This window comes from Enterocloster sp. OA13 (assembly GCF_022440595.1).
In the GTDB taxonomy this organism is placed as follows: domain Bacteria; phylum Bacillota; class Clostridia; order Lachnospirales; family Lachnospiraceae; genus Enterocloster; species Enterocloster hominis.
In genome coordinates, this window is sequence record NZ_JAKNTF010000001.1 from 1,878,430 (window position 1) to 1,902,478 (window position 24,049).

Sequence of the window (24,049 nt, forward strand, 5' to 3'; positions counted from 1 at the left end):
AATCAATGGTGGAAAAGTATGGAGGAAATGACATGAGTAACACAGACAGATATGTAAGCCCTCTTTCCGAGCGCTATGCCAGCAGTGAGATGCAGTATATCTTTTCGCCGGATATGAAATTTAAGACCTGGAGACGCCTGTGGATTGCCCTGGCCGAGACTGAGAAGGAACTGGGTCTTGGCATTACGGACGAACAGATTGAGGAACTGAAGGCCCATGCAGATGATATTAATTATGATGTGGCAAAGGCCCGTGAGAAGGAAGTGCGCCATGACGTGATGAGCCATGTGTATGCTTACGGGGTCCAGTGCCCTAAGGCAAAGGGAATCATCCATCTGGGAGCCACATCCTGCTATGTGGGGGACAATACGGATATCATCATCATGACAGAAGCCCTTAAGCTGGTAAGGAAGAAACTGCTCAACGTTTTGGCTGAACTGGCTAAGTTTGCCGACACCTATAAGGAACTTCCAACCCTTGCATTCACCCATTTCCAGCCCGCCCAGCCCACAACGGTTGGAAAGCGCGCCACCCTCTGGATGATGGAGCTGAAGCTGGATCTGGATGACCTGGATTATCTCATCGGATCCATGCGCCTTCTCGGCTCCAAGGGTACCACAGGCACCCAGGCCAGCTTCCTGGAACTGTTTGACGGCGACCATGACAGATGCCGCCGCCTGGATGAGCGGATAGCCGGGAAAATGGGATTCGAGGGCTGTTATCCTGTTTCAGGCCAGACCTATTCCAGGAAGATTGACAGCCGTGTGATCAGCGTCCTGGCAGGAATTGCCCAGAGCGCCCACAAATTCTCCAACGACATCCGCCTGCTTCAGCACCTGAAGGAGGTGGAGGAGCCATTTGAGAAAAAGCAGATTGGTTCATCCGCCATGGCTTATAAGCGCAACCCCATGCGGAGCGAGCGGATTGCCAGCCTTGCCAATTATGTGATGAGCGATATGATGAACCCCATGCTGGTGGCCTCCACCCAGTGGTTTGAGAGGACCCTGGACGACTCGGCCAACAAGAGGCTTTCCGTACCCGAGGGCTTCCTGGCCGTGGACGGTATCCTGGATTTATATCTGAACGTGGTGGACGGCCTTGTGGTGTATCCAAAGGTAATCGAAAAGCACCTGATGGCGGAACTGCCCTTCATGGCAACCGAGAACATCATGATGGATGCGGTGAAGGCCGGAGGCGACCGCCAGGAACTCCATGAGCGCATCCGGGAACTGTCCATGGAAGCAGGAAAGAACGTGAAAGAAAAAGGTCTGGATAACAATCTCCTTGAACTGATTGCAGCAGACCCTGCATTCAATCTTTCCCTGGATGACCTGAAGGCGGCCATGGACCCATCCCGCTATGTGGGACGGGCGCCCAGGCAGGTAGAAGAGTTCCTGGAAGAGGTAATCCGCCCGGTGCTTGCAGACAATGCAGGGGAACTGGGGATGACTGCGGAAATAAATGTGTAGGTTGGATTTGGTAATGTGAGGGGGTTGCGGATGCTACGTCCGCGAAGCGGGCCAGGACGGGCTTTGCCCTAAGGGGAACCGGCCGGGGCCGGGGGGATTCCTTAGGACGTCTGCGGGACGGACGCCAAGCTCCGGAGGGGCAGCTTCTAAGGCCCTGACAAGCGGAAAGACGGGGACCGGTGCTATTCGCTGAGAAATCCTGAAGGACTTTCTCAGCTCAGAGCACCTTGGATTCTTGCTTTGATGCAGGAATCCACCCCGTCTTTCCGCTTGCCAGAACCTAAGAAGCTGCTCCCTCCTCCACAATGCGCCCGCCCCTCAGCCGCCCTAAGGAATCCCCCCGTCCCCGCCCGCTCCCCCTCAGCCCAAAACCCGTCCTGGCCCGCTTCGCGGACTGTGTATTCCAGCCATGACATGCGCCAAACGCAGGAGTGGAAATAAAATCTCCGGCGCCAGCTGTTTCCAGAAGATATGGGATGGACTGGCGGGGGGATTTTTTTATTTTTCTAGTTGGATTCATGAGATGCAGGGATGGAGGAACGTGGCGGGTGAGCGGAAGGGGGATGGGGGTGTGGATGCATCTACAGGGACGTGTGGGTCTTAGGCTGAGGGAAGCGGTGCTAAGAGGCTGGCGCCTTTGTCTGAGCCCGATGACTGAATGGGTGGTAACACCTGAAGCGCGAGTTTGGCAGCCAGCCTCTTGTCCAGCGCCGTTTTCCTCAGCCTTAGAGCCACTAGTCCCGCAGCCGTATCCGCACCCCCATCCCCCTTCCGCTCACGGACGGATGCACCTCACCCCACACCTCATAAATCCACGTTCCCATATTGCGAACCTCGGCAAGGAATGGTATAGTTTTAATATAAGCAAGTATAAGGACAAGTCAACAAGAACAAAGGAAAGGGAGGTCATGAATGAATGTAAATCTGGAATATTACAGGGTGTTTTACTATGTGTGCGTTCATGGGAGCCTGACTGCGGCTGCCAGGGAGCTGTGTATCTCCCAGCCGGCAGTCAGCCAGGCCGTGCGCCAGCTGGAAAAGGAAGCGGGAATCAAGCTGTTCCTGCGGACATCCAAGGGCGTACAGCTTACCAAGGAGGGGGAACTGCTGTACCGCTATGTTAAAGTGGGGGTGGAGAGCCTTTTGGAAGGCGAGAAGATGGTGGAACGGGTCCTGGGCATGGATATGGGGGAGGTGCGGATTGGGGCCAGCGATATGACCCTTCAGTTTTTCCTGCTTCCTTACCTGGAACAGTTCCACAAGGAGTTTCCTAAAATTAAGGTTAATGTATCAAATGCGCCTACGCCGGAAACCATAAAGAGCCTGGAAGAGGGCAGGATTGATTTTGGCGTTGTCACCACTCCCTTTGAATGCAGGGGGACCATGAACCGGATTCCGGTCAAGGTCATACGTAATGTGTTCATTGCCGGCAACAGCTTTGAAAAGCTGAGGGACAGGGAGCTGGATTATTCGGAGCTTTCAGGCCTGCCCTGCATTTTCCTGGAAAAGAATACCAGCACCAGGACATTCATGGATGATTTCCTGTTAAAACAGGGGATTGAACTGAAGCCGGAGTTTGAACTGGCTATCAGCGACATGATCGTACAGTTTGCCAAGCGCAATATGGGGGTGGGCTGCGTGATGGAGGGATTTGCCCAGGACGCGGTGGAAGCAGGGGATGTATTTGAACTGAAATTTAAAATGGAGATGCCTGCCCGGCATATTTGCGTGGTTACCGGGGAATCTAACCTTATATCCATGCCTGGACGCAAGCTTCTGGAAATGATTACCGGCCAGAGGATTGATACGGATATGATATAAGTGCTCATTATGGGAAGCATAATAAAGAACGTCTTTACTTATGAAGGGTGTTGTAGTAAAGTAAGAACTGTCTTTTTTGAGTTTGTATCAGACTCAGAATAGGGCTTAAGGAAGATAATGAGCATGGACGGGAAGATACCCGAAGGAGGATTTATTGTATGGTCAGAGCAATTGTAGGTGCTAACTGGGGCGATGAAGGCAAGGGCAAGATTACGGATATGCTTGCCAAGGAGTCTGACATTATTGTACGCTTTCAGGGCGGAAGTAATGCGGGACATACCATTATTAACGATTATGGCAAATTTGCCCTTCATCTCCTTCCATCCGGCGTGTTTTATCAGCATACAACCAGCGTGATTGGCAATGGGGTGGCGCTTAATATCCCATATCTGATGGATGAGATACAGTCACTGGTGGACAGAGGGGTTCCAAAGCCCAGGGTCCTTGTTTCGGATAGGGCGCAGATCCTGATGCCTTATCATGTGCTGTTTGACACCTACGAGGAAGCGCGTCTGGCAGGCAAATCCTTTGGTTCCACCAAATCGGGTATTGCCCCGTTTTATTCTGATAAATATGCCAAAATCGGTTTCCAGGTCAGTGAGCTGTTCGACGAGGAGCTTCTGAAGGAGAAGGCATACAGGGTGTGTGAGCAGAAAAATGTGCTGCTTGAGCATCTGTACCATAAACCGCTGTTAGATCCGGAGGAGCTGCTCAGTGAGCTGCACGGTTACCGTGACATGATTGAGCCATATGTATGTGATACATCCGCGTATCTCTATGAGGCCATTAAGGAGGGCAGGAAAATCCTTCTGGAAGGCCAGCTTGGTTCCCTTAAGGACCCGGATCATGGAATCTATCCCATGGTGACTTCCTCATCCACCCTGGCTGCATACGGCGCAATCGGCGCAGGGATACCGCCATATGAGATTAAGGACATTACCACGGTTGTAAAGGCTTACTCCAGCGCTGTGGGCGCAGGCGCCTTTGTCAGCGAGATATTCGGGGATGAGGCGGAAGAGTTAAGGAACCGCGGAGGCGATGGGGGCGAATATGGCGCAACCACCGGACGCCCCAGACGTGTGGGCTGGTTCGACGCGGTAGCGACCAGATATGGCTGCCGTATCCAGGGAACCACGGAGGTGGCATTTACCGTGCTTGATGTCCTGGGGTATCTGGATGAGATTCCTGTGTGCGTGGGTTATGAGATTGACGGTCAGGTAACAAAGGAATTCCCCACCACTGCACGGCTTGAGAAGGCTAAACCTGTGCTTACCAGGCTCCCGGGATGGAAATGCGACATCCGCGGGATTAAGGATTATGAGGAACTGCCTGAGAACTGCCGCAAATATATAGAGTTCGTGGAAAAGGAGATTGAGGCTCCCATTGCAATGGTCTCCAATGGACCGGGACGGGATGACATCATCATGCGCAGCCGTTAAAAGGCGGTGATATAAAAGATTTTGTATTTAGGATACAAACTGTCGGGAAACCTGTAGGCTTTCTGGCAGTTGTGGGGCTGTCTGAGGTCAGATGGAAGGGGTGGAGAAAGGGAACCAAAGAAAGAGGGGGTTACGTTGAAAAAAGAGGAGAGACAAGGGGCAGGGAGACCGAATGTCTGTGATAGATGTCCATTTTGTGGGACAAAGTGACGGGGTTACCTGGCACAACAAATTAAAAATGCTTCATCCTGTTTTATATCGGAAACCTTGACTTTTCTAGGAAAAAATGGGTATGCAAGGTCAATTGGGAATCATCGTAACTTAGCATAAAAATATCATATGAAATTGCCGGGATTTGGGACCTTTTTGAGACTAAATTGGGATTGAAAATGGTCTTGACTGCTTAAGGGGATTTTGCCTGATGTTTAAATGTTAGCAAGAGTCAGCAAATAGGTATACGTAATAAGAATGCTGATGGCACACTATTGAGGAATTGGTAGTGTGCCGTTTTTGCGTTTTAGGGAAGGAATTACTAAAAAATGTAAATCTACCAAGCAAGTAAAATGTAAAGATACATATAATATTGAATGAGACTTTGCTTGTTCTAATTTATGAAGGCGATTATTTTTAGGATGATAGAGGGATTTAGGAATAAGATGTTTTATGAACAAACAGGAAACCATGGCAGTTTATTGCTAACTTTGGTTGGCATAATTTTATAAGGGAGAAAAAAGATATTGAAGAGTCAGTGTTACGAGGTTGTGGGAGTATGTCCGTTGATTGACAAAGTCACAAAACCAAGTATAATAATATTAATGACATTGTTGCAATTGTCAGGAGGACAAGCATGTAGGATGTCAATGAACTGTTGGAATTAGTATTTAAGGAAACTGTAAATCTTAATGACGACGAAGTTTTTCTTGTGAAAGAATTGTTCAGAAGTATGAATGGAATAGGATACCGTGTAAGGACAGATTATTACTTGGCACACTTTTTCTAAGCTTTATTAACAAGGATACTAACTCAATACGAGTGATTGAAAAAACGCTTTTGGACAGTAAAAATATAGGTATATCATGATGAATGACAATCATTTACAGTCTGATGTACAAAAGAGAAAAGTTACTATGTAACGGAGAGGATATTCAGCATGAAAAGTATATCGCTACCACCCTATGCTCCAACTCTTATAGAATCTACTCGTGCTATCGGTTATACATTAGAATCAGCAATTGCAGATATAGTTGACAATAGTGTATCAGCTTTTGCTTCTTCTGTAGATATTTTTTTCTATCCAATTGGTGATTCATATATTGCGATTTTAGATGATGGCAATGGAATGACTGCTGACGAACTTGAGACAGCTATGCGATATGGAAGCCAAAGTCCGAATGAAAAACGTGAGGTCAGTGATTTGGGGCGTTTTGGACTTGGATTAAAAACAGCTTCTCTTTCTCAATGTCGAATGCTGACTGTTGTTAGTAAACAAGGGGGGAATATTGTTGGGTGTCGTTGGGATATTGATCATGTAGCTGATACAAAAGACTGGTCATTATTGGTTCTTGATTCAGATGCAGAAATAGATGGTGTTCCGCGTATTGAAGAGCTGAAACAATTGAATTCGGGAACTCTTGTTATATGGCAGAACCTTGATAGGCTTAAGATTGGTGAACTTGATTTTGACCGTTCAATGGGCAAAAAGATGAACGATGTCCGGTTACATCTTTCATTGGTATTTCATCGCTATATTAGTGGTGAACAAGGGTTAAAGAAAATGCAGATTAGAATGAATAATAGTCCGATTGAGCCAGCAGATCCATTTCTGACACGGCGTAATACACAGGTAATGTCAGATGAAGTCATGAATATTGAAGGATCAGCAGTTGTTATTCGCCCGTACATACTTCCGCATATATCTAATCTGTCTTCGAGTGAAATATCTGCACTTGGCGGGAAGGAAGGACTTCGCAAAAGTCAAGGTTTTTATATATATAGAAATAAACGTCTATTGATATGGGGTACATGGTTTCGCATGATGCGCCAAGGCGAACTTTCTAAATTAGCGAGGGTTCAAGTGGACATCCCAAATGAATTAGATAATCTTTGGACATTAGACATAAAAAAATCGACTGCAATGCCGCCGGAAGCAGTGAGGAATAATCTTACAGCAGTGATAGAGCGGCTGGCAGAGAATAGTAAGCGGACATGGGTATACCGTGGAAAAAAAGAAACCCTGGATTCTGTTGTTCATGTTTGGAATCGATTTAAAGGCAAGCAAGGCGGTTTCTATTATAGCATAAACCGTGACCATCCTTTGGTTGAAATATTTTCAAATTCAAGCCCTCAAGTTAAGCGAAATGTTGAGAATTTGCTAAAAGCTATCGAAAACAGCATACCGTTAAATCAATTATATATCGACTTGACTTCTGAAAAACAGGTTGAAAATGAAACGCTGACTACCATGCAGGAAGTTGAAAGTTTTTTATTGGGATTGCTTGAACAAATCTCAACAGAAGCTGGTAAGGCGGAACTATTAGAAAGTCTTGCTGTTTCAGAACCGTTTATTCATTATCCTCAAATTATAAATAAGTATCGAACAGGAGGTACCTCACATGGCAGCAAGTAATATTGCACAATTAGAAGGTTTAATTTCTTCTAGTGTGAATAAAGAATATCCTGACTACCCGCCAACTGAAGCACAATTTGAAGAGATGGCGACGAAGATTCGTGATTTAATGCACCCTATGTATCCAGTTGACGACATAGAATTTGCGGAAATTAGGCGCAGACTTAGGGCTAAGGTTGCAGTTCGGATGGATTTAGGCATTGCTATCATTGATAACAAATGTTTGCATCAGTCTTGGCTTCCTGCACGCCGCGCTGATTTGGACTTTTTCTTCTGGAAAAGATACAAGATATATCTTGAGGAAGTAAAAGGCTGGAATGCACGTGTCTCTGGCAGCCTTGATCGTGTATCTGATGAAATTGTTGATTTGCTTGGAGATCCTAAAAGTGATGAACCATTCCAACGGCGCGGATTGGTGCTTGGTGATGTACAGTCTGGAAAAACGGCCAACTATACAGCTATTTGTAACAAAGCTGCAGATACTGGTTATAACGTTATCATTGTTCTTGCAGGCATGATGGAGAATCTGCGTCAGCAGACACAGGAACGTCTGGATGCGGAGTTTTCCGGAAGAAAGAGCGAATACCTTCTTGACCCTAAGCGTGACATCGAAAACATACCTGTTGGTGTAGGTAAGTATGGGCAGGAAAAAAGAATTGAGTCTTTTACGTCAGTTGTTAAAGATTTTGACAAGAATATTCTTCGTCAGCTAAGCCTTTCGCTGCAGAGTGTGAATACAACCGTAGTATTTGTTATTAAAAAGAATAAGAGTATACTGAATAATCTTATCCGCTGGCTTAAAAGTAACAATGCTGATACTAGAGGTGTAATCAGTAAGTCTCTTTTACTTATTGATGATGAAGCCGATAATGCATCTGTAAATACAAATGATTCGGAAAAAGATCCAACAGCTATCAATAAAGCAATTCGGGAATTGCTTAAGTTATTCCGTCAGGCATCTTATCTTGGAATTACTGCTACTCCATATGCGAATATATTCATAAATCCGGATAATGAGGATGAAATGAGGGGAGATGATCTTTTTCCGAGGGATTTTATTTATGCATTATCACCGCCAACCAATTATATTGGTGCGGAAGATATTTTTGGCGGCGATGAAGATAATCCTGCTAAATATAAGGATGTTCTCGAACCAATTTATCCAATAGAAATGGATGCTTTTTTCCCATTTAATCACCGCAAGGGGCATTCTGTGTCCGAACTTCCGCCGAGTATGAAAGAAGCTATGGCATATTTTTTACTTGTCAATGGCATTCGTGATATTAGAGGAGATGTAAATACACATCGATCTATGCTTATCCATGTCAGTCGTTTTACAGATGTTCAGAATGAAATTCGTGATTTAGTAACTGCTTGGGTAATACAGGTACGTTCAGATTTACAGAATTATGCCAGCCTATCTGAACAAGAGAGCGATGGTATTTCTAGTATTGCATACCTTAAAGCGGTTTGGGAAAAACATAAACTTGCTGAAAAGGCGGGTAAGTCTGGATTCCCAATGTTATGGCATGATTTTTTGTCAGGCTATCTTTTTAAGGCAGTATCTCCAATTGATGTTAGAGCTGTAAATCAGCAAAGCGGTGCAACAAGTCTTGATTATTTCAAACATAGAGAAGATGGGATGCGTGTCATTGCTGTTGGGGGAAATAGTCTTTCCAGAGGGTTGACATTAGAGGGATTATGTGTCAGTTACTTTTATCGCCGCTCCCTTATGTATGATACATTGCTGCAGATGGGGCGTTGGTTTGGATACCGCCCTGATTATGAAGACTTATTTAAAATTTGGATAAGCGTAGAGGCAATAGATTGGTATGGATACATAACAGGGGCTTCAGAAGAACTGAAACTTGAAATCGCACGGATGAAGAACGCTAACCTTACACCAATGGATTTTGGCCTCAAGGTTCGGCAAGATCCAGCCTCATTAATAGTTACAGCTAGAAATAAGATGAGATTGGCAACCTTTGTGAAACGACCCATAACTGTTTCAGGACGGTTGCTTGAAACGCCGCGTTTAAGAGCTGATAGAGAGTCTCTTAATACGAATGAGGAAGTTTTTAAGGAGTTTGTCGAGCGACTGCCAGAGATAGGTTTACGTGTCGAACGTGATGACACTCGTTTTTTCTGGAATGGTGTCAGCAAAGATGAAATTGAGCAGCTGCTGCGTGATTTTAAAACTCATCCTTGGCAGCTTAATTTCCAAGGTGCGGCATTGGCAGATTTTATTAAAAGTGATGTAGATATGGGAGATTGGGATGTATTTATTGCAGAGGGAAGCGATGAAGATACCTATGAGTTGAAGTGCGGAAATGAACTTTTGCAAATTAACCCTGAAAAACGTGCGGTCAAAGCAACAAACAGACAAATCAGTATTAGCGGTACAAAAGTTCGTGTTGGTGCTGGCGGTGCAGCAAAAATCGGTTTAACTGAAAATGAAAAGAAAATAGCAGAGGATAATTTCAGAATTGTAAAACCAAATGCAAGCAGTATCCCTGATAAAGCCTATTTAAATATACAGCGTAAACCAATTCTGGTGTTACATGTTGTTAGTGTTGATAAGGTTAAAACAGATGACAAAGGAAAGCTCCGCAGCCAAATTGATGAAGGGGTAGAGGTACCTGATTATTTATTTGCCCTGGGCATTGGAATTCCGGCAATTGGGGAGGAAAAAACAGCAAACTATATGGTTAATTTAGTTGAATTCCGCAATTACTATAACATCGATGAAGAGGAGGATGAATGAAATTAACACCTGAAAACCTTCAAAAGCAGTGGGATAGCATAAAATATAAGGATGGCGGTTTTTTACAGATTGATACAATGCATCCGCTGGAGTGGTATATCGGTTATCAGTCTGTAAGCCAAAAAACATTGTTACTCGTAAGTGATACAGAGATAGATATAATTGAATCTTCAAAATCTATGGCGGTAAACAGACGCAGACGTGAGGTTGATAATCGCTGGACTCTTTCATTCGAGTTGCTTCGAGACGAGCAGCAAGATGTGTTTGCTATACTTTGCTGTGACGTTATTGAGTATTCCAGAGTAGCCATAAGTGAAAAAGAGGCATTGACATTAGCAATAAGCCGTTACAGACAATGGGGGAAATTACTTGAGCAGCAGCGCGGCGGATTAATGAACGAGAATCTGCAAAAAGGATTGCTTGGTGAATTATTATTTTTAGAAGAGCGTATCAATTTACAGGATTTTGCATTGGATGCTATACAAGGATGGGTGGGGGCTGATGGTGCGGATCAAGATTTCGTGTATTCTGATGGGTGGTTTGAGGTTAAGTGTATTGGTGCATCAGCTATTGGCGTGACTATCTCTTCATTGGAGCAGCTTGATTGTTCGGATGCGGGAGAGTTAGTAATTAAGAGAGTTGACAAGACAGCTCCTCAACGGCCAGGTGCTGTATCTCTTAATGATATAGTTCACCGTATTAGCGGCCGGATTGATGGTGAAGCCTTAGATTTATTTTATGCCAAGTTATATTCATATGGATACATAGATTTGCAGGAATACTCCGAACAGAAGTATTATTGCTCTGCTACACAACGGTACAGAGTAGACGATTCTTTTCCGAGGATTACACGTAAGATGGCAGCAAAGCAAATAGCATCATTACGTTATGAGTTAAATTTGCCTTCGTTGGCAAAGTGGCTAAAGGAGTGAGATAAATGGATGCACAGGAGTTTAAGAAAGACTTCCTTGAAGATATAAAGGCGGATGCGGCCGCAACTGGCGAGGGCTCCTGTGCCTCTTTTGTGACTGCTTTTGCACGGTATTTGCAAGAAGCTGATTACCTGTTAGATTTTACGTCTTCCTACTTTGAAGGAATTGGAAAGCAAAATCGAAAACTGCGCGTTGACGGATATGTTTATGATGAGTTTGATAAGACTATGAGTCTTATTGTTGCTGATTATGATGTTTTGGATAATGAACGTGTTCTTGCAAAAACCCAGGCTAGACAATTGCAGAATAGGCTTATCTATTTTGTTGATAATGCCCTTAATACGCAGTTGCACAGAAATGTTGAAATGAGCCGGTCCTGCTCGGATTTGGTGGATTTACTTCGGGAGAAAAGGAGTGAGATACGCAAATATCAGCTGCTGATTTTTACAACAGCTGATATTAGTTCTACCATTAAAATTCTTGAATCGCCGGAAATAAATAATGTTCCGTCAGAATGCCAAATATGGAATGTGGAGCGTCTTTTTCAGCTGTGCGGATCAGATATAGGGCGGCAAGTTATTGAAATTGATTTCAAAGAGTACACAGAAAATGGGATACCTTGTTTGGAAGCGAGCGATACGGTAACAGAAGATTTTAAAAGTTATCTTTGTATTATATCAGGAACAGTGCTTGCTGATTTGTATGATAAATATGGAAGTTCCCTTCTGGAAGGAAATGTCCGCTCTTTTCTTTCAACTAAAGTAGCCGTAAATAAGAAAATCCGAACTACTATTCTGCAGCAGCCAGAGCGATTTTTTGCATATAATAATGGTATATCAGCAACAACCATGGGCGTGAAATTTGAATCTACATCACAAGGATTGTTCCTTGTTTCTGCAAGGGATTTTCAGATTATTAATGGCGGTCAGACTACGGCATCTTTGTCAAATGCCCGCTATAGGGACAAAGCAGACCTTAATACAATTTTTGTTCAAATGAAACTAACTGATATTGCGGGAACGCTTGAGAATGAGGATGCAACGACGCTGGTGCAAAATATATCACGTTCGTCTAATAGTCAAAATAAAGTCAGTGATGCAGACTTTTTCTCCACGCATCCATTTCATGTTCAAATGGAACGTTGTTCACAGCGGCTTGGAGCAAGAGGAACGGGAGGGCTGCAATTCGAGACGAAATGGTTTTATGAGAGAGCACGGGGGCAGTTTCTTCAAAAACAAATGCGCATGACGCCAAGCCAAAAGAAGAAATTCTTGCTTCAAAATCCGAAGAACCAGCTTATTACCAAAACTGATCTTGCCAAAGTCAGAAACACATGGGATGGATTACCGCATATAGTCAGCAAAGGTGCACAGACAAATTTTAATGATTTTGCGAAGAAAATCAATGATGCTTGGGAGAAGGATGACGGTTTGCTTTTTGGAGATAAATACTTTCAGGAAACCGTTGCTATGTGCTTGATTTTTAGGTATACTGAATCGATGATACCGCATCAATTGTGGTATCAGCAGGGATATAGAGCTAATATTGTAACGTATACTATTGCACTTATGCACAGACTTATTCAGATTAAGTATCCTAAACAAGATTTAGATTTGCTTGGCATTTGGACAAGACAAATGGTTCCGGTGATTGTACAAAATATTCTTAAAGAATTATCAGAACTCGTCTATAGCAAATTAACAGACCCGACACGAGAGGTTGAAAATGTTACGCAGTGGTGTAAACGAGAGGGATGCTGGAACAGTGTTCAAAGTATCGATTATAATTTACCGATTGACATCGAGAGTTGTTTAATTGGAAAAGATGAGTTGCGGAACGCTGTCAGGGATGCAAAGGCAGACATGCGTATTGAAAAAGATACTGATGTTATGACGAGAATTGTGGAAATACAAGCAGAACAATGGCAAAATGTGATGAGTTATGCAACGAGTAAACGTATGGTATCCCCAGAGGAATTGACAGCATTGAAAATTGCTTGTCAGCTTCCCCTGAAAGTACCTAACCCAGTACAGTGCAAGAAACTTATTGCTGTGCTGGATAGATTATATGAGGAGGGATTCAAGCTATGAGAAGCACGCCAAAATCTAAATATAGTGTTGTTGATTTATTTGCAGGTGCAGGCGGGCTTAGTTATGGGTTTCTTCAAACTGGACGATTTGATGTCAAGGCCGCGTTTGAAAATAATCGTAATGCACAAAAAACATATCAGCGCAATCATGGTACTGCTGAGGTTTATAATGATGTTGCAGATGCTCTTACTGTTGAAATAAAAGAAAAGATTGGACAGGTGGATATTGTTATTGGAGGTCCCCCATGCCAAGGTTTTTCAAATGCTAACCGACAAAAAAACCATGCAATAAGTCAGAATAATTCATTGGTGAAGAAATTTGTGCAGGCAGTATTACATCTAAATCCGACTGCTTTTGTAATGGAAAATGTAAGCATGCTGAAGTCAGAGGTTCACCGTTTTTATGTAGATGAGAATGATAGGGAAGTTATAAAAAAGTATAATATTAAAACGACCCCTGCAGAAATAGTATTGCTTGATGAGGCATTTATGTTTGATGGAGTAGCAGATATTGTCGCTGATGTTGATGTGCTAAATAATTATCTTTGGGATGAGAAGGATTATCTTGTACTGAATGTAATTTATAAAATGCGTAAAAATAAGGGGAAACTAAAAGAATCTTTAATAAAGCATAAAAAGAAACTGCAGACTTTATCTGAACGCATCTTGCTAGAAGAAGATATTGACGATTATATTTTAAGGCAAGCTAATAATGCAGGCCAAGCTATTCAGCAATACTTTTCAGCAACACACACTGATGAAGGAGCTGATGGTTTGTGTGAATCTATAGAGATAATAATAATGATTCAAAGAATGCTGTCCAAGGCAAAGGAAATTTATAATAATAAAATTGTAGTGTCCGAGTATGCGCATGAACGTAATCTTGTTGCAAAGGTTAGTTCAATGTCAGTGGTTGACTATATAGAGTCAATCCTTGGTGCACCAAGTAGTGGATATATTATGGACAAAGGTGTTCTGTCTGCAGCCGCTTTTGGAGCACCCCAAAAGCGTATGCGTTTTGTTGTTATAGGAATAAAAAAGGAAAAAGCTGATAAGATTGATTTGCCAAAAGGAATGTTAGGCGAGGAAGATTTTCAGACAGTGAAAGATGCTATTAAAGATTTAGAAGATATTGCAACTACATCAGATATAGCAACGGGAAATAAAGGCATACAGCTTTCAGAGGAACCAAAGGACATAAGTGACTTAGGGCGGCAGTTACGTGATTCAAAGGTATTATATAATCATGTTACGACCGCAACAACAAATAAAGCACTTGAGCGGTTCAGGGCCATCAAGCAAGGTGATAATTTTCATAGCCTTGAGGCAGAGTTGAAAACGAGCTATTCTGATCCGACACGAACTCAAAATACAATTTATTTAAGATTGAATTACAACGAGCCTTCGGGGACAGTGGTCAACGTGAGGAAGTCTATGTGGATTCATCCTGTTAATGATCGAGCTTTAAGTATTCGAGAAGCAGCACGATTACAAACTTTCCCTGATAGTTTTGTTTTTTGCGGTACAAAGGATTCGCAGTACCAACAAGTGGGTAATGCTGTGCCGCCGATTTTAGCAAAAGCTATTGCAGAGCATTTGTGCAAATATTTGGATGGAGAAAATTAACTATTCGATGATAATAAATTCTGTAAAAGTGTTTTTTCCAAGCAGATAAAATCCGCTTTTGATTATAAGGGGATTGGTGAAAGTATATGGCAGATAATCATTCAAAAGAAATTAGAAGCTATAATATGTCTCAAATTCGCAGTAAGAACACTAAACCGGAAGAAATTGTACGAAAATATTTGTTTTCAAAAGGATTTAGGTATAGAAAAAATGATAAAAGATATCCTGGACGACCAGATATCATATTGCCTAAATATAAAACAGCTATATTTGTAAATGGGTGTTTTTGGCATATGCATGATGGATGTCCCAAATTTATAATGCCCAAATCAAACATCGAATATTGGAAACCTAAATTGGAACGTAATAAACGCCATGATATAGAAAATAAAATTACTTTAGAAAAACAAGAGTGGAAGGTTATAGTTGTTTGGGAGTGCGAATTGAAAAAAGATAATAAAGAAGATAGATTGAGGCGTCTTGTTGAGGAAATTGTCCAAAATATACCTAACACGTAAACTTGATTTTTTATTGAATGGTAATATCTATTTTATATAAAAAGTGTTTTCCAAACCTGTTATTTTTCATAAAGAAAAATGGCTCTTTGTTAATAGTTGGGGTGGGATTTGGTAAAATCCTGCCCCAGCCCTATGATATTGGCACTTTTTAGAGACTATCCCAAAGATTGTGTAACTCTCCAAACTGATGTAAGATACAACTACACAGCTTGGAGGGTTTATTATGGTAAGGAAAAATGACACACCACAGAAAGCCGCTATGCGGGAGCTGATGAAGGGCTACTTGAAACAGAATGATGTGAAAATCAAAGGCGGTACCGATGTGAATGCAATCATGAGGGATACGATGCCGGCTATTCTGGAAGGTGTCCTGGATGAGGAGCTGAACGAGGAGCTGGACTATTCTAAATACGTTTACCGCAACAAGGAGACTGAAAACAGCAGGAACGGCCATTCTCAAAAGACCATGCATACAAGCTATGACGATATGGAACTTGATATCCCCAGAGACCGGACCGAGGATTTTGAACCACAAGTCATCAGGAAATATCAAAACATGGTCACCCAGGATATGGAGGAAAAAATCATCCCCATGTATGCAAAAGGGATGACTACCAATGACATCGAGAGTCATATGAGGGAACCCTACGGGATTGACATCCCTGACAGCACCACAAGCCGCATCACCGACAGGATACTACCTATCGTAAAAGAGTGGCAGGAACGCCCCCCCTGGATGGTATCTATGCCGTTGTGTTTTTGGATGCGGTCCATTACCGTGTCCGCAGCGAGGGACGCATGGTAAGGCAGGCTGTCTATATCGCCATAGGGATTGCATGAATGACAGGAAAGACGTCCTTGCCATGTACGTGGGACAGAATAAAAGTGCAAGGTTCTGTCTGTCCATCCTGAGCGGATTGAAAAACCGTGGTGTAAAGGATATCCTGATAGTATGCGTGGACGGCCTGACAGGATTTCCTCAGGCTATTGAAGCGGTATACCCTCAAACAGAGATTCAGCAGAGCATCATCCATCAGATTCGGAACACTACGTAATTTGTATCCTACAAAGAAATCAAGCCACTGATGTCTGATTTAAAGCGGGTATATGCTGCACCAACAGAGGACGCCGCATTGGGTGCGCTGAAAGACTTCGGGGAAAATAGGATAGAAGATATCCCAGGATATCAAAGTCCTGTAAGGAGGACTGGGCTAACCTGTCAACGTACTTCAAATATCCAGAAATGGTAAGACTCCTGATTTACACGACCAAAATAGAGGGGTTCAATTGCTAGCTGCGGAAAGTAACAAAGTCAAAGACGGTATTTCCCTCAAATAACAGCCTGATAAAAATGCTATATCTGGTGATGATGGATATCACGAAGAAATAGACCGGCCACTGTCAGTACTGGGGGCAGATTCATTGGCAACTGGAGATATATTTTGAGGAGAGTTTATCCTGATTATAAGCTGAAAGGGGCTACCGAGGCAGTTTTCCTGACATGACCTAAACCAGCCTTATGATACAAACAAAGGGCAGGATTTAAAAAACGGCATTGCTCTTTGGAAACGATTGACATATCTTATATCAGTTTCTTGAGTTTACACAAAACTTGAAACGGTCTCACTTTTATGTATAATTCCAAGTTTTACTGATTTTGGGTATATTAAATAAGCCTTCGCATGACCGACCATTTTATCCTATGATGTACAGGGAGTATCCGGATTCGAAAACGCTTGAAGTTCCTGATACCGTTGCTACTCCGTTATTCATACCTTTGTCTTGCTGCTAAATCCTTCTGTGGGACTATTTGTTAGCCCGTATTTAAAGGAATCCAGTATAGAACCAGAAAAATCCCCCATTGCCCCCTGTTTCCGGCATCCATCGGGGCCATGGCATCAGTCTATATGCTGTTAAAAAATTAAGGAGAAGAGCGAAAAAGGCCGATAACCCGCGAAAATGACATAGCTTTCCCTGCATTTACAATTCTTAAGGTCATTCTATTTCTCAAAATCATCCCAATCAGCCTATGGCCTGGATGTTTTATCACAGCCTTTGGTCTTTCCAACCCCTTTATCCTCCGCTTTGTCATGGGCTGTCCGTCCGCCGGCCTGTGTACCGGCCATACCGGCTTTTTCCGCCTCCGCCTTCAGCGCTTCCATATCCACTGGTTCGGAAGGCTTTAAGACACGTGTCATCAGTCCCATGGCAAACATGATGATGGGTATGAACACCATGGAGAAAATCACGGCCATCAGGTAATTCTTTGGGGCGCCTGTCACGGCCAGGATAATGGCCAGTACAAACAGCGCCACAAGAAGCAAGGCTCCGGCCAGGGCCAGGATCCGTTTTAATTTCATACATTGACTCCTTTCATCCGCTTATTGTTTTTTATCCGTTCTGACCATCGGTTCTGGTTATCCGTTCTGGCCACCGGTCCTGGCCATCAGGCCCAAACCATCCGTTCCAACCATCCGCTCAGAAACCATCAATCCTCAGCCAGTTCTTCCCATCGCTCATACAGTTCTTCCAGCTGCCGGGCAATTTCTTCCTTTTCCCTGTTCAGTTCCATCAGCCTGTCCACATCGGTGTAGACCTCTTCCAGGGAAAGCAGCCCGTCAATCTCACTGTCCCTGGTTTCCAGGGCATGGATGGAATCCTCTGTTTTCTTCAGTTCGTTCTGTCGCTTGCGTATGCGCGCCTGTTCTTCCTTCCGGGCCTTCCAGTCCAGCTTTATATCGCTGGCAGAAGAGGAGGCCAGATCCCTGTCCGGCGTTCCAGCAGGCGCCTGGCCCGCAGCATTCCTTGCTGCGAATGCTGCTTCCACGTCATCCTTCTTCTCAAGGTAATAATCGTAGTTGCCGATATAATTAATCAGGGACTGGCTGGTCAGGTCCAGTATCCTGGTGGCGGTGCGGTTGATGAAATAACGGTCATGGGACACATAAAGCACGGTGCCCGTATAGCGGCAGAGGGCGCTTTCCAGTATCTCCTTGGACGTGATGTCCAGATGGTTGGTAGGCTCGTCCAGTAAAAGGAAGTTGGCGTCGGAGAGCATGAGCTTGGCCAGGGACACGCGTCCGCGTTCCCCGCCGCTTAAGTCCCGGATCAGCTTGAACACATCATCGCCCGTGAACAGGAAGGAGGCCAGGGTATTGCGGATCTGGGTATTATTCATGTCAGGATAGGTATCCTGTATCTCCTCAAACAATGTCTTGTCCATGTGCAGGACCTGGTGTTCCTGGTCGTAATAACCGATGTGCACCTTGGAACCCAGGCGGATTTCGCCGCTGTCAGCCTCCAGGAGGCCGTTGATGATTTTTAACAGGGTGGTCTTGCCGGTTCCGTTGTTGCCTATGATAGCCACCCGTTCCCCGCGTTTGATATCAAAATCCACGTGGGAAAAAAGGGTCTGGGCGTCAAAGGATTTGCTTAATTCCCTGACCGTCAGCACATCATTGCCGCTGATTACATCCGGCTCCAGCCGTATATCCATGGAATCGTCAATTTCCACCGGTTTATCCAGCCGCTCAATCTTATCCAGCATCTTTTCACGGCTCTCGGCACGCCGGATGGACTTTTCACGGTTAAAGGATTTAAGCTTGGTGATGACTGCTTCCTGGTGTTTGATTTCCTGCTGCTGGTTTAGATATGCCCTGATTTTGGCATCCCGGAGCATGGCTTTCTTGTCGCTGTAGGCGGAATAATTGCCTGAGAACATGGTCCCGATGCCGTTATCCAGCTCCACAATCTTGGAAACCACACGGTCCAGGAAATAACGGTCATGGGCAACGATGATCACGCTGCCTGAATAACCCTTCAAATAGGTTTCCAGCCAGGCAATGGACTCCATGTCCAGGTGGTTGGTCGGCTCGTCAAGCAGCAGTACGTCCGGCTTGGTGAGCAGGAGCTTGCCCAGGGAGACACGGGTTTTCTGGCCGCCGGAAAGGGTGTTGATGGGCTTGGTAAATTCGTCCTCGCTGAATCCAAGGCCTTTTAATACGCCCGTGACCTCGCTTTTATAAGCATAGCCATTGGCCAGTTCAAAGGCATGGTTTAAGCGGCTGTATTCCGCCAGCATGGCTTCCAGGGCATCGCCTGAGGCGGAATGCATCTTAAGCTCCAGGCTGCGGATCCGCTCCTCCATCTGTATGACCGGGCGCTTTACCTCCAGAAGGGCTTCGTAAATCGTGCTTTCGCTGTCCAGGTCCTGGTGCTGCGCCAGATAACCTATGGTGGAGCCCTTGCTGAGGGCCACAACGCCCTCGTCTGCAGCCAGCTCGCCGATGATGATTTTCAGAAGGGTGGTCTTGCCTGCACCGTTAATGCCCACGATGGCCGCCTTTTCGTGGTCTTCCAGGTGGAAGGAAACCTGCTTTAAGATATGTTTGTCACCGAAGGACTTGGTTATATTGCTGCATGATAAAATCATGGTTAAACTCCTTTGCATTGTACACCGGCGCCCCATCCGGGCGGGGAACCGGGGCGCTGTCTTTACGCGCTTATATGGGAAGGAAACCCGCATATACCGCCTGTTTTTCAAGGCTCCAGACCGCCGGGATTTCCATATTATACTTTCACCAGTATAATATAATAGGAAAATTTTTTCAAGAACATACTGAAACGTGTTTGACATTTTTTTGACACTTGTTTATAATAGAACCATTAGGTATTTATAGAAACGCGTAAGGGGAAGGTGGAACACAATGGAACGCAAAGAGATATCAAAGGCGGTAATTTCAAGATTGCCCCGCTATTACCGCTACCTGGGTGAACTGATTGAGGAGGGTGTGGAACGCATCTCTTCCAATGAGCTTAGCGCCAGGATGAAAGTAACGGCATCACAGATCCGTCAGGACCTTAATAATTTTGGAGGATTCGGCCAGCAGGGATACGGTTATAACGTCAAGTACCTGTATGCCGAGATAGCAAAGATTTTAGGAATTGACCAGCAGCACAACCTGATCATCATCGGGGCTGGCAATCTGGGGCAGGCCATTGCAAACTATACGAATTTCGAAAGGCGTGGATTTGTCATCAAGGGCATGTTTGACATTAACCCCAAGCTGATTGGCCTGGTAATCCGCGGGATTGAGATCCGCTCCGTGGATGATCTGGAGCACTACATCAAGGAGAATGAGATTCAGATAGCGGCCCTGACCATTCCAAAGACAAAGGCGCCTGAGATTGCAGACCGTCTTGTCCAGGCCGGTATCAAGGCAATCTGGAACTTTGCCCATACCGATCTGGTGGTTCCGGATGATGTGGTAGTGGAGAATGTCCATCTGTCTGAAAGTCTGATGCGCCTATCATACAGGGTATGCAGCATGTACGACCAGAAGACGGAAGAGGGAAAAGCATCAAAGTAAGAATCAGCCGGCAAGCAAAGGAGCCATTCTTTATGCTTGCCGGCCTTTGCTTTTTACAGGAGGTAAATGCGGATGAGAACACTGGTAACGGCAAAACAGATGAAGGCGGTGGACGCCCATACCATCCATACCATAGGCATACCGTCCATGGTCCTGATGGAACGGGCGGCCCTTTGGGTGGCAGAAGAGGCAGAGGCCCTGGCCGGACAGAGGGATGCTGTCTGGGCGGTGTGCGGCACCGGTAACAACGGGGCGGACGGCGTGGCGGCGGCCAGGATGCTTTATCTGAAAGGATATCAGGCTTGTATTTACGTGGTGGGGAACCTGGAAAAGGGGACAGAGGAGTTTAAGGCCCAGGTATCCATTGCGCGCAGGCTGGGCATGGAGGTCAGGCCCTGGACCGGGGCAGCGGATGGGGAGTGCAGCCTTCTCATTGACGCGGTATTCGGCGTGGGCTTAAGCCGTCCCATCGAGGGGGAGTACAGACAGTGCATGGAAATGCTGTCTGGAAAGAGGATTCCCCATACCATCGCGGTGGATGTTCCCTCGGGAATCCATGGGGACACGGGGGCTGTCATGGGCATTGCGCTGAAGGCGGATGTCACTGTCACCTTTGGCTGGGAGAAGACCGGAACAGCCCTTTATCCGGGCAGGGAATACGCGGGCAGGGTAAAGGTATGCGATATCGGATTCCCGGAAACAGCCCTTGGGGCCGTGGCGGAGGCAGAGGAAGGGTGTGGATACGCCTTCACCTACGGGCCGGAGGATCTGGCTCTTATTCCAGGCCGGCCCGCCTATTCCAATAAGGGAACCTTTGGGAAGGTGCTGATTGCAGCAGGGTCGCGGAACATGTGCGGCGCCGCATACCTCAGCGCCCTGGCTGCCTACCGCACCGGCGCCGGGCTGGTTAAGCTCCTGACCGTGGAGGAAAACCGCCAGATCCTTCAGGAGCGCCTGCCGGAAGCCATCATCGTCACCTACACGGCGGACCAGCTGGTTTCGGGCAGGGAAGAGTTTAAGCGCATGATTGAGGAGCAGATGAACTGGGCGGATGTGGTGGTGCTGGGGCCGGGACTTGGCAGCGAACCATATGTGGAATACCTGGTGGAGGATATACTGACCAGCGCCTTTGTGCCTGTGATCATTGATGCGGACGGCCTCAATGCCATAGCCGGGCATCCGTATCTGACCACCTACTACACGGAAAACATCATAATCACCCCCCATCTTGGGGAGATGGCCAGGCTGACAGGGGAGGGCATTGATGCCATCAAGGAGAATCTGGCCGGGGCAGCGCTGGAATATGCGGGGCGGTACGGCATTACCTGCGTGCTTAAGGATGCTGCCACGGTGGCGGCAGGCAAGGACGGGACGCTCTACATTAATTCCAGCGGCAACAGCGCCATGGCCAAGGCCGGTTCCGGCGATGTCCTTACGGGTATCATCGCAGGCCTCGCGGCCATTGGCATGGAGGAAGAACAGGCCGCCCTGATGGGGGTCTACCTTCACGGCAGGGCAGGAGATGCGGCAGCCAGGCAGACAGGGCAGCACAGCCTTCTGGCATCGGATCTGGCACATGCAATCGGGAGGGCTATGGAGCCCGCGATGGAATGAGACAAAACAGGAGGCAGATAAAATGAAACCATACAGCAGGGTATATGCGGCCATCCATCTGGATGCGGTGGCTGCCAATATGGAGGCCATGAAGGCAAACCTCCCGGCTTCCACGTCCATGATCGGCGTGGTCAAGACAGACGGTTACGGACATGGCGCAGTGCCGGTTGCCAGGACCATTGACCCGTATGTGGACGGATATGCCGTGGCATCCGTGGACGAAGGCATGATCCTGCGCCGCCACGGCATACGCAAGATGATCCTTGTCCTGGGCGTGACCCATGAAAGCCGGTTTGAGGACCTGGTTCAGTACGATATCCGTCCGGCCATGTTCCGGTACGGGGAGGCCCAAAAGCTGTCGGCTGTTGCAGCCGCCATGGGGAAGAAGGCCAATATCCATCTGGCAGTGGACACGGGCATGAACCGCATCGGCATGAAACCGGACCAGGAATCCGCTGACATGGTATACAGGATCAACATGCTGGAGGGAATCCGCATTGAGGGCATGTTCACACATTTTGCAAGGGCAGACGAGGCGGATAAGACCACCTATGGACTGCAGTTTGGGAAATATAATGATTTTGTGGAAATGCTCGGCAGCAGAGGGATAACCATCCCAATCAGGCATTGCTCCAACAGCGCCGGTATCGTGGAGTCGCTGGGGGCCAACGGCCTTGACATGGTGCGGGCGGGCATTTCCATCTATGGCCTGTATCCGTCGGATGAGGTGGGAAAGGATGCGGTGAAGCTGACGCCGGCCATGGAGCTTAAGAGCTTCATCACCTACATAAAGACCATTGAACCCGGGGATGCGGTGAGCTACGGAGGCACCTTTGTGGCTGACAGGCAGATGCGCGTGGCCACCATCCCGGTGGGATACGGGGACGGCTATCCGCGCTCCCTTTCCGGCCTCGGTTCTGTCCTGATCCGCGGCCAGAGGGCCAGGATACTGGGCCGGATCTGCATGGACCAGTTCATGGTGGATGTGACCGGGATTGCGGGTGCGGCGGAAGACGACGAGGTGACACTGATCGGAAGGGACGGGGATGGATTCATTTCCGTGGAGGAACTGGCCGGGGCCGGAGGCGGTTTCCACTATGAAATCATCTGCGGCATCGGGAAACGGGTGCCCAGGGTATATATACGGCACGGCAGGGTGATTGGGAAAAAAGATTATTTTAATGATATTTACGAAGGCTTCGGATATATGTAAAAGCCTACCATGCTCCAAATAAGCGTCTGAAACATATGATACTATTAGGTTACAGGGCAATGTATACACAGGTCAGATATTGCCAATACTAAGGTTGAATAAATTGACGGAGTGTGGACGATGTGATTATCAGACGTGGAGACATTTATTATGCGGATTTACGGCCTGTGGTGGGCTCCGAGCAGGGAGGGGTCCGTCCTGTGCTGATCATCCAGAATGACGTGGGCAACAAACACAGCCCCACGGTCATATGCGCAGCCATTACATCAAGGATGAACAAAGCAAAGCTGCCGACCCATGTGGAACTGAATACAAGGCGGTGTGCCATGATCAAGGACTCCGTCATCCTTTTGGAGCAGCTGCGCACCATTGACAAGCAGCGGCTGAAGGAAAAGATATGCCATATAGACGAGGAGCTTCAGCAGAAGGTGGATGAAGCGCTGATGGTAAGCCTGGAACTGCATACATAGGCACAGGCACCATTGACGAAATATAAGAAAAATGTTATGATAAGCAGAGTTATGCCGTGATTTAAGGGGCGTTGCTCTGCTTTTTACATGACAAAAAGC

Annotated in this window: 16 protein-coding genes and 1 pseudogene; 15 read left to right on the plus strand and 2 right to left on the minus strand. The window is 46.1% G+C overall.

Annotated features, from left to right (window positions below):
• Positions 1-32 precede the first annotated feature (32 nt).
• The 11 genes and pseudogenes from purB (at position 33) to MCJ35_RS08300 (ending at position 16,746) form a co-directional block, all read left to right on the plus strand.
• On the plus strand, positions 33-1,469 hold the full coding sequence (purB, locus tag MCJ35_RS08250; protein ID WP_025482097.1) for an adenylosuccinate lyase: 1,437 nt from the start codon (positions 33-35) through the stop codon (positions 1,467-1,469).
• Positions 1,470-2,381: 912 nt separating this feature from the next.
• Complete coding sequence (locus tag MCJ35_RS08255; protein WP_025482094.1) at positions 2,382-3,290, plus strand: LysR family transcriptional regulator; 909 nt, start codon at positions 2,382-2,384, stop codon at positions 3,288-3,290.
• 158 nt (positions 3,291-3,448) lie between these two features.
• Entirely contained in the window at positions 3,449-4,729 is a 1,281-nt protein-coding gene (locus MCJ35_RS08260; protein ID WP_025482093.1) for an adenylosuccinate synthase, read from the plus strand.
• A gap of 957 nt (positions 4,730-5,686) precedes the next feature.
• Positions 5,687-5,809: a hypothetical protein gene (locus MCJ35_RS32540; protein WP_488473315.1), complete on the plus strand. Its 123-nt coding sequence runs from the start codon at positions 5,687-5,689 to the stop codon at positions 5,807-5,809.
• Positions 5,810-5,879: 70 nt separating this feature from the next.
• Positions 5,880-7,355, plus strand: coding sequence for an ATP-binding protein (locus tag MCJ35_RS08270; RefSeq protein WP_025482091.1), 1,476 nt, complete (start codon positions 5,880-5,882; stop codon positions 7,353-7,355).
• Positions 7,342-10,119, plus strand: a complete 2,778-nt coding sequence (locus MCJ35_RS08275; protein WP_025482090.1) for a Z1 domain-containing protein — start codon at positions 7,342-7,344, stop codon at positions 10,117-10,119. Before MCJ35_RS08270 ends, MCJ35_RS08275 begins: the two co-directional genes overlap by 14 nt.
• Complete coding sequence (locus MCJ35_RS08280) at positions 10,116-11,051, plus strand: PD-(D/E)XK motif protein (RefSeq protein WP_025482089.1); 936 nt, start codon at positions 10,116-10,118, stop codon at positions 11,049-11,051. The genes MCJ35_RS08275 and MCJ35_RS08280 overlap by 4 nt, the downstream gene beginning before the upstream one ends.
• Before the next feature lie 5 nt (positions 11,052-11,056).
• The gene (locus tag MCJ35_RS08285; protein WP_025482087.1) at positions 11,057-13,141 is read left to right on the plus strand and encodes an AIPR family protein; all 2,085 of its coding nucleotides are present in this window, start codon (positions 11,057-11,059) and stop codon (positions 13,139-13,141) included.
• The gene (locus MCJ35_RS08290) at positions 13,138-14,766 is read left to right on the plus strand and encodes a DNA cytosine methyltransferase (RefSeq protein WP_025482085.1); all 1,629 of its coding nucleotides are present in this window, start codon (positions 13,138-13,140) and stop codon (positions 14,764-14,766) included. The genes MCJ35_RS08285 and MCJ35_RS08290 overlap by 4 nt, the downstream gene beginning before the upstream one ends.
• An 86-nt stretch (positions 14,767-14,852) precedes the next feature.
• Positions 14,853-15,284, plus strand: a complete 432-nt coding sequence (locus tag MCJ35_RS08295; protein ID WP_025482084.1) for a very short patch repair endonuclease — start codon at positions 14,853-14,855, stop codon at positions 15,282-15,284.
• Positions 15,285-15,507: 223 nt separating this feature from the next.
• Positions 15,508-16,746: pseudogene (locus MCJ35_RS08300) on the plus strand (IS256 family transposase).
• A gap of 565 nt (positions 16,747-17,311) precedes the next feature.
• Here the strand turns inward: MCJ35_RS08300 and MCJ35_RS08305 are convergent.
• Both MCJ35_RS08305 and abc-f read right to left on the minus strand, forming a co-directional pair.
• The gene (locus tag MCJ35_RS08305) at positions 17,312-17,644 is read right to left on the minus strand and encodes a hypothetical protein (protein ID WP_025482083.1); all 333 of its coding nucleotides are present in this window, start codon (positions 17,642-17,644) and stop codon (positions 17,312-17,314) included.
• Between the two features lie 128 nt (positions 17,645-17,772).
• Positions 17,773-19,716: a ribosomal protection-like ABC-F family protein gene (gene abc-f / locus MCJ35_RS08310; RefSeq protein WP_025482082.1), complete on the minus strand. Its 1,944-nt coding sequence runs from the start codon at positions 19,714-19,716 to the stop codon at positions 17,773-17,775.
• Positions 19,717-19,990: 274 nt separating this feature from the next.
• Between abc-f and MCJ35_RS08315 the strand changes: the two genes are divergently transcribed.
• From MCJ35_RS08315 to MCJ35_RS08330, 4 genes are all read left to right on the plus strand, one after another.
• Positions 19,991-20,653: a redox-sensing transcriptional repressor Rex gene (locus MCJ35_RS08315; RefSeq protein WP_008725346.1), complete on the plus strand. Its 663-nt coding sequence runs from the start codon at positions 19,991-19,993 to the stop codon at positions 20,651-20,653.
• Between the two features lie 72 nt (positions 20,654-20,725).
• Positions 20,726-22,267 carry a bifunctional ADP-dependent NAD(P)H-hydrate dehydratase/NAD(P)H-hydrate epimerase gene (locus MCJ35_RS08320; RefSeq protein ID WP_025482081.1) on the plus strand — a complete coding sequence of 514 codons (1,542 nt, stop codon included), beginning with the start codon at positions 20,726-20,728 and terminating at the stop codon, positions 22,265-22,267.
• Between the two features lie 22 nt (positions 22,268-22,289).
• Positions 22,290-23,480: an alanine racemase gene (gene alr / locus MCJ35_RS08325; RefSeq protein WP_025482080.1), complete on the plus strand. Its 1,191-nt coding sequence runs from the start codon at positions 22,290-22,292 to the stop codon at positions 23,478-23,480.
• A 122-nt stretch (positions 23,481-23,602) separates the two neighbouring features.
• Positions 23,603-23,950, plus strand: a complete 348-nt coding sequence (locus MCJ35_RS08330; protein ID WP_025482079.1) for a type II toxin-antitoxin system PemK/MazF family toxin — start codon at positions 23,603-23,605, stop codon at positions 23,948-23,950.
• Positions 23,951-24,049 lie beyond the last annotated feature (99 nt).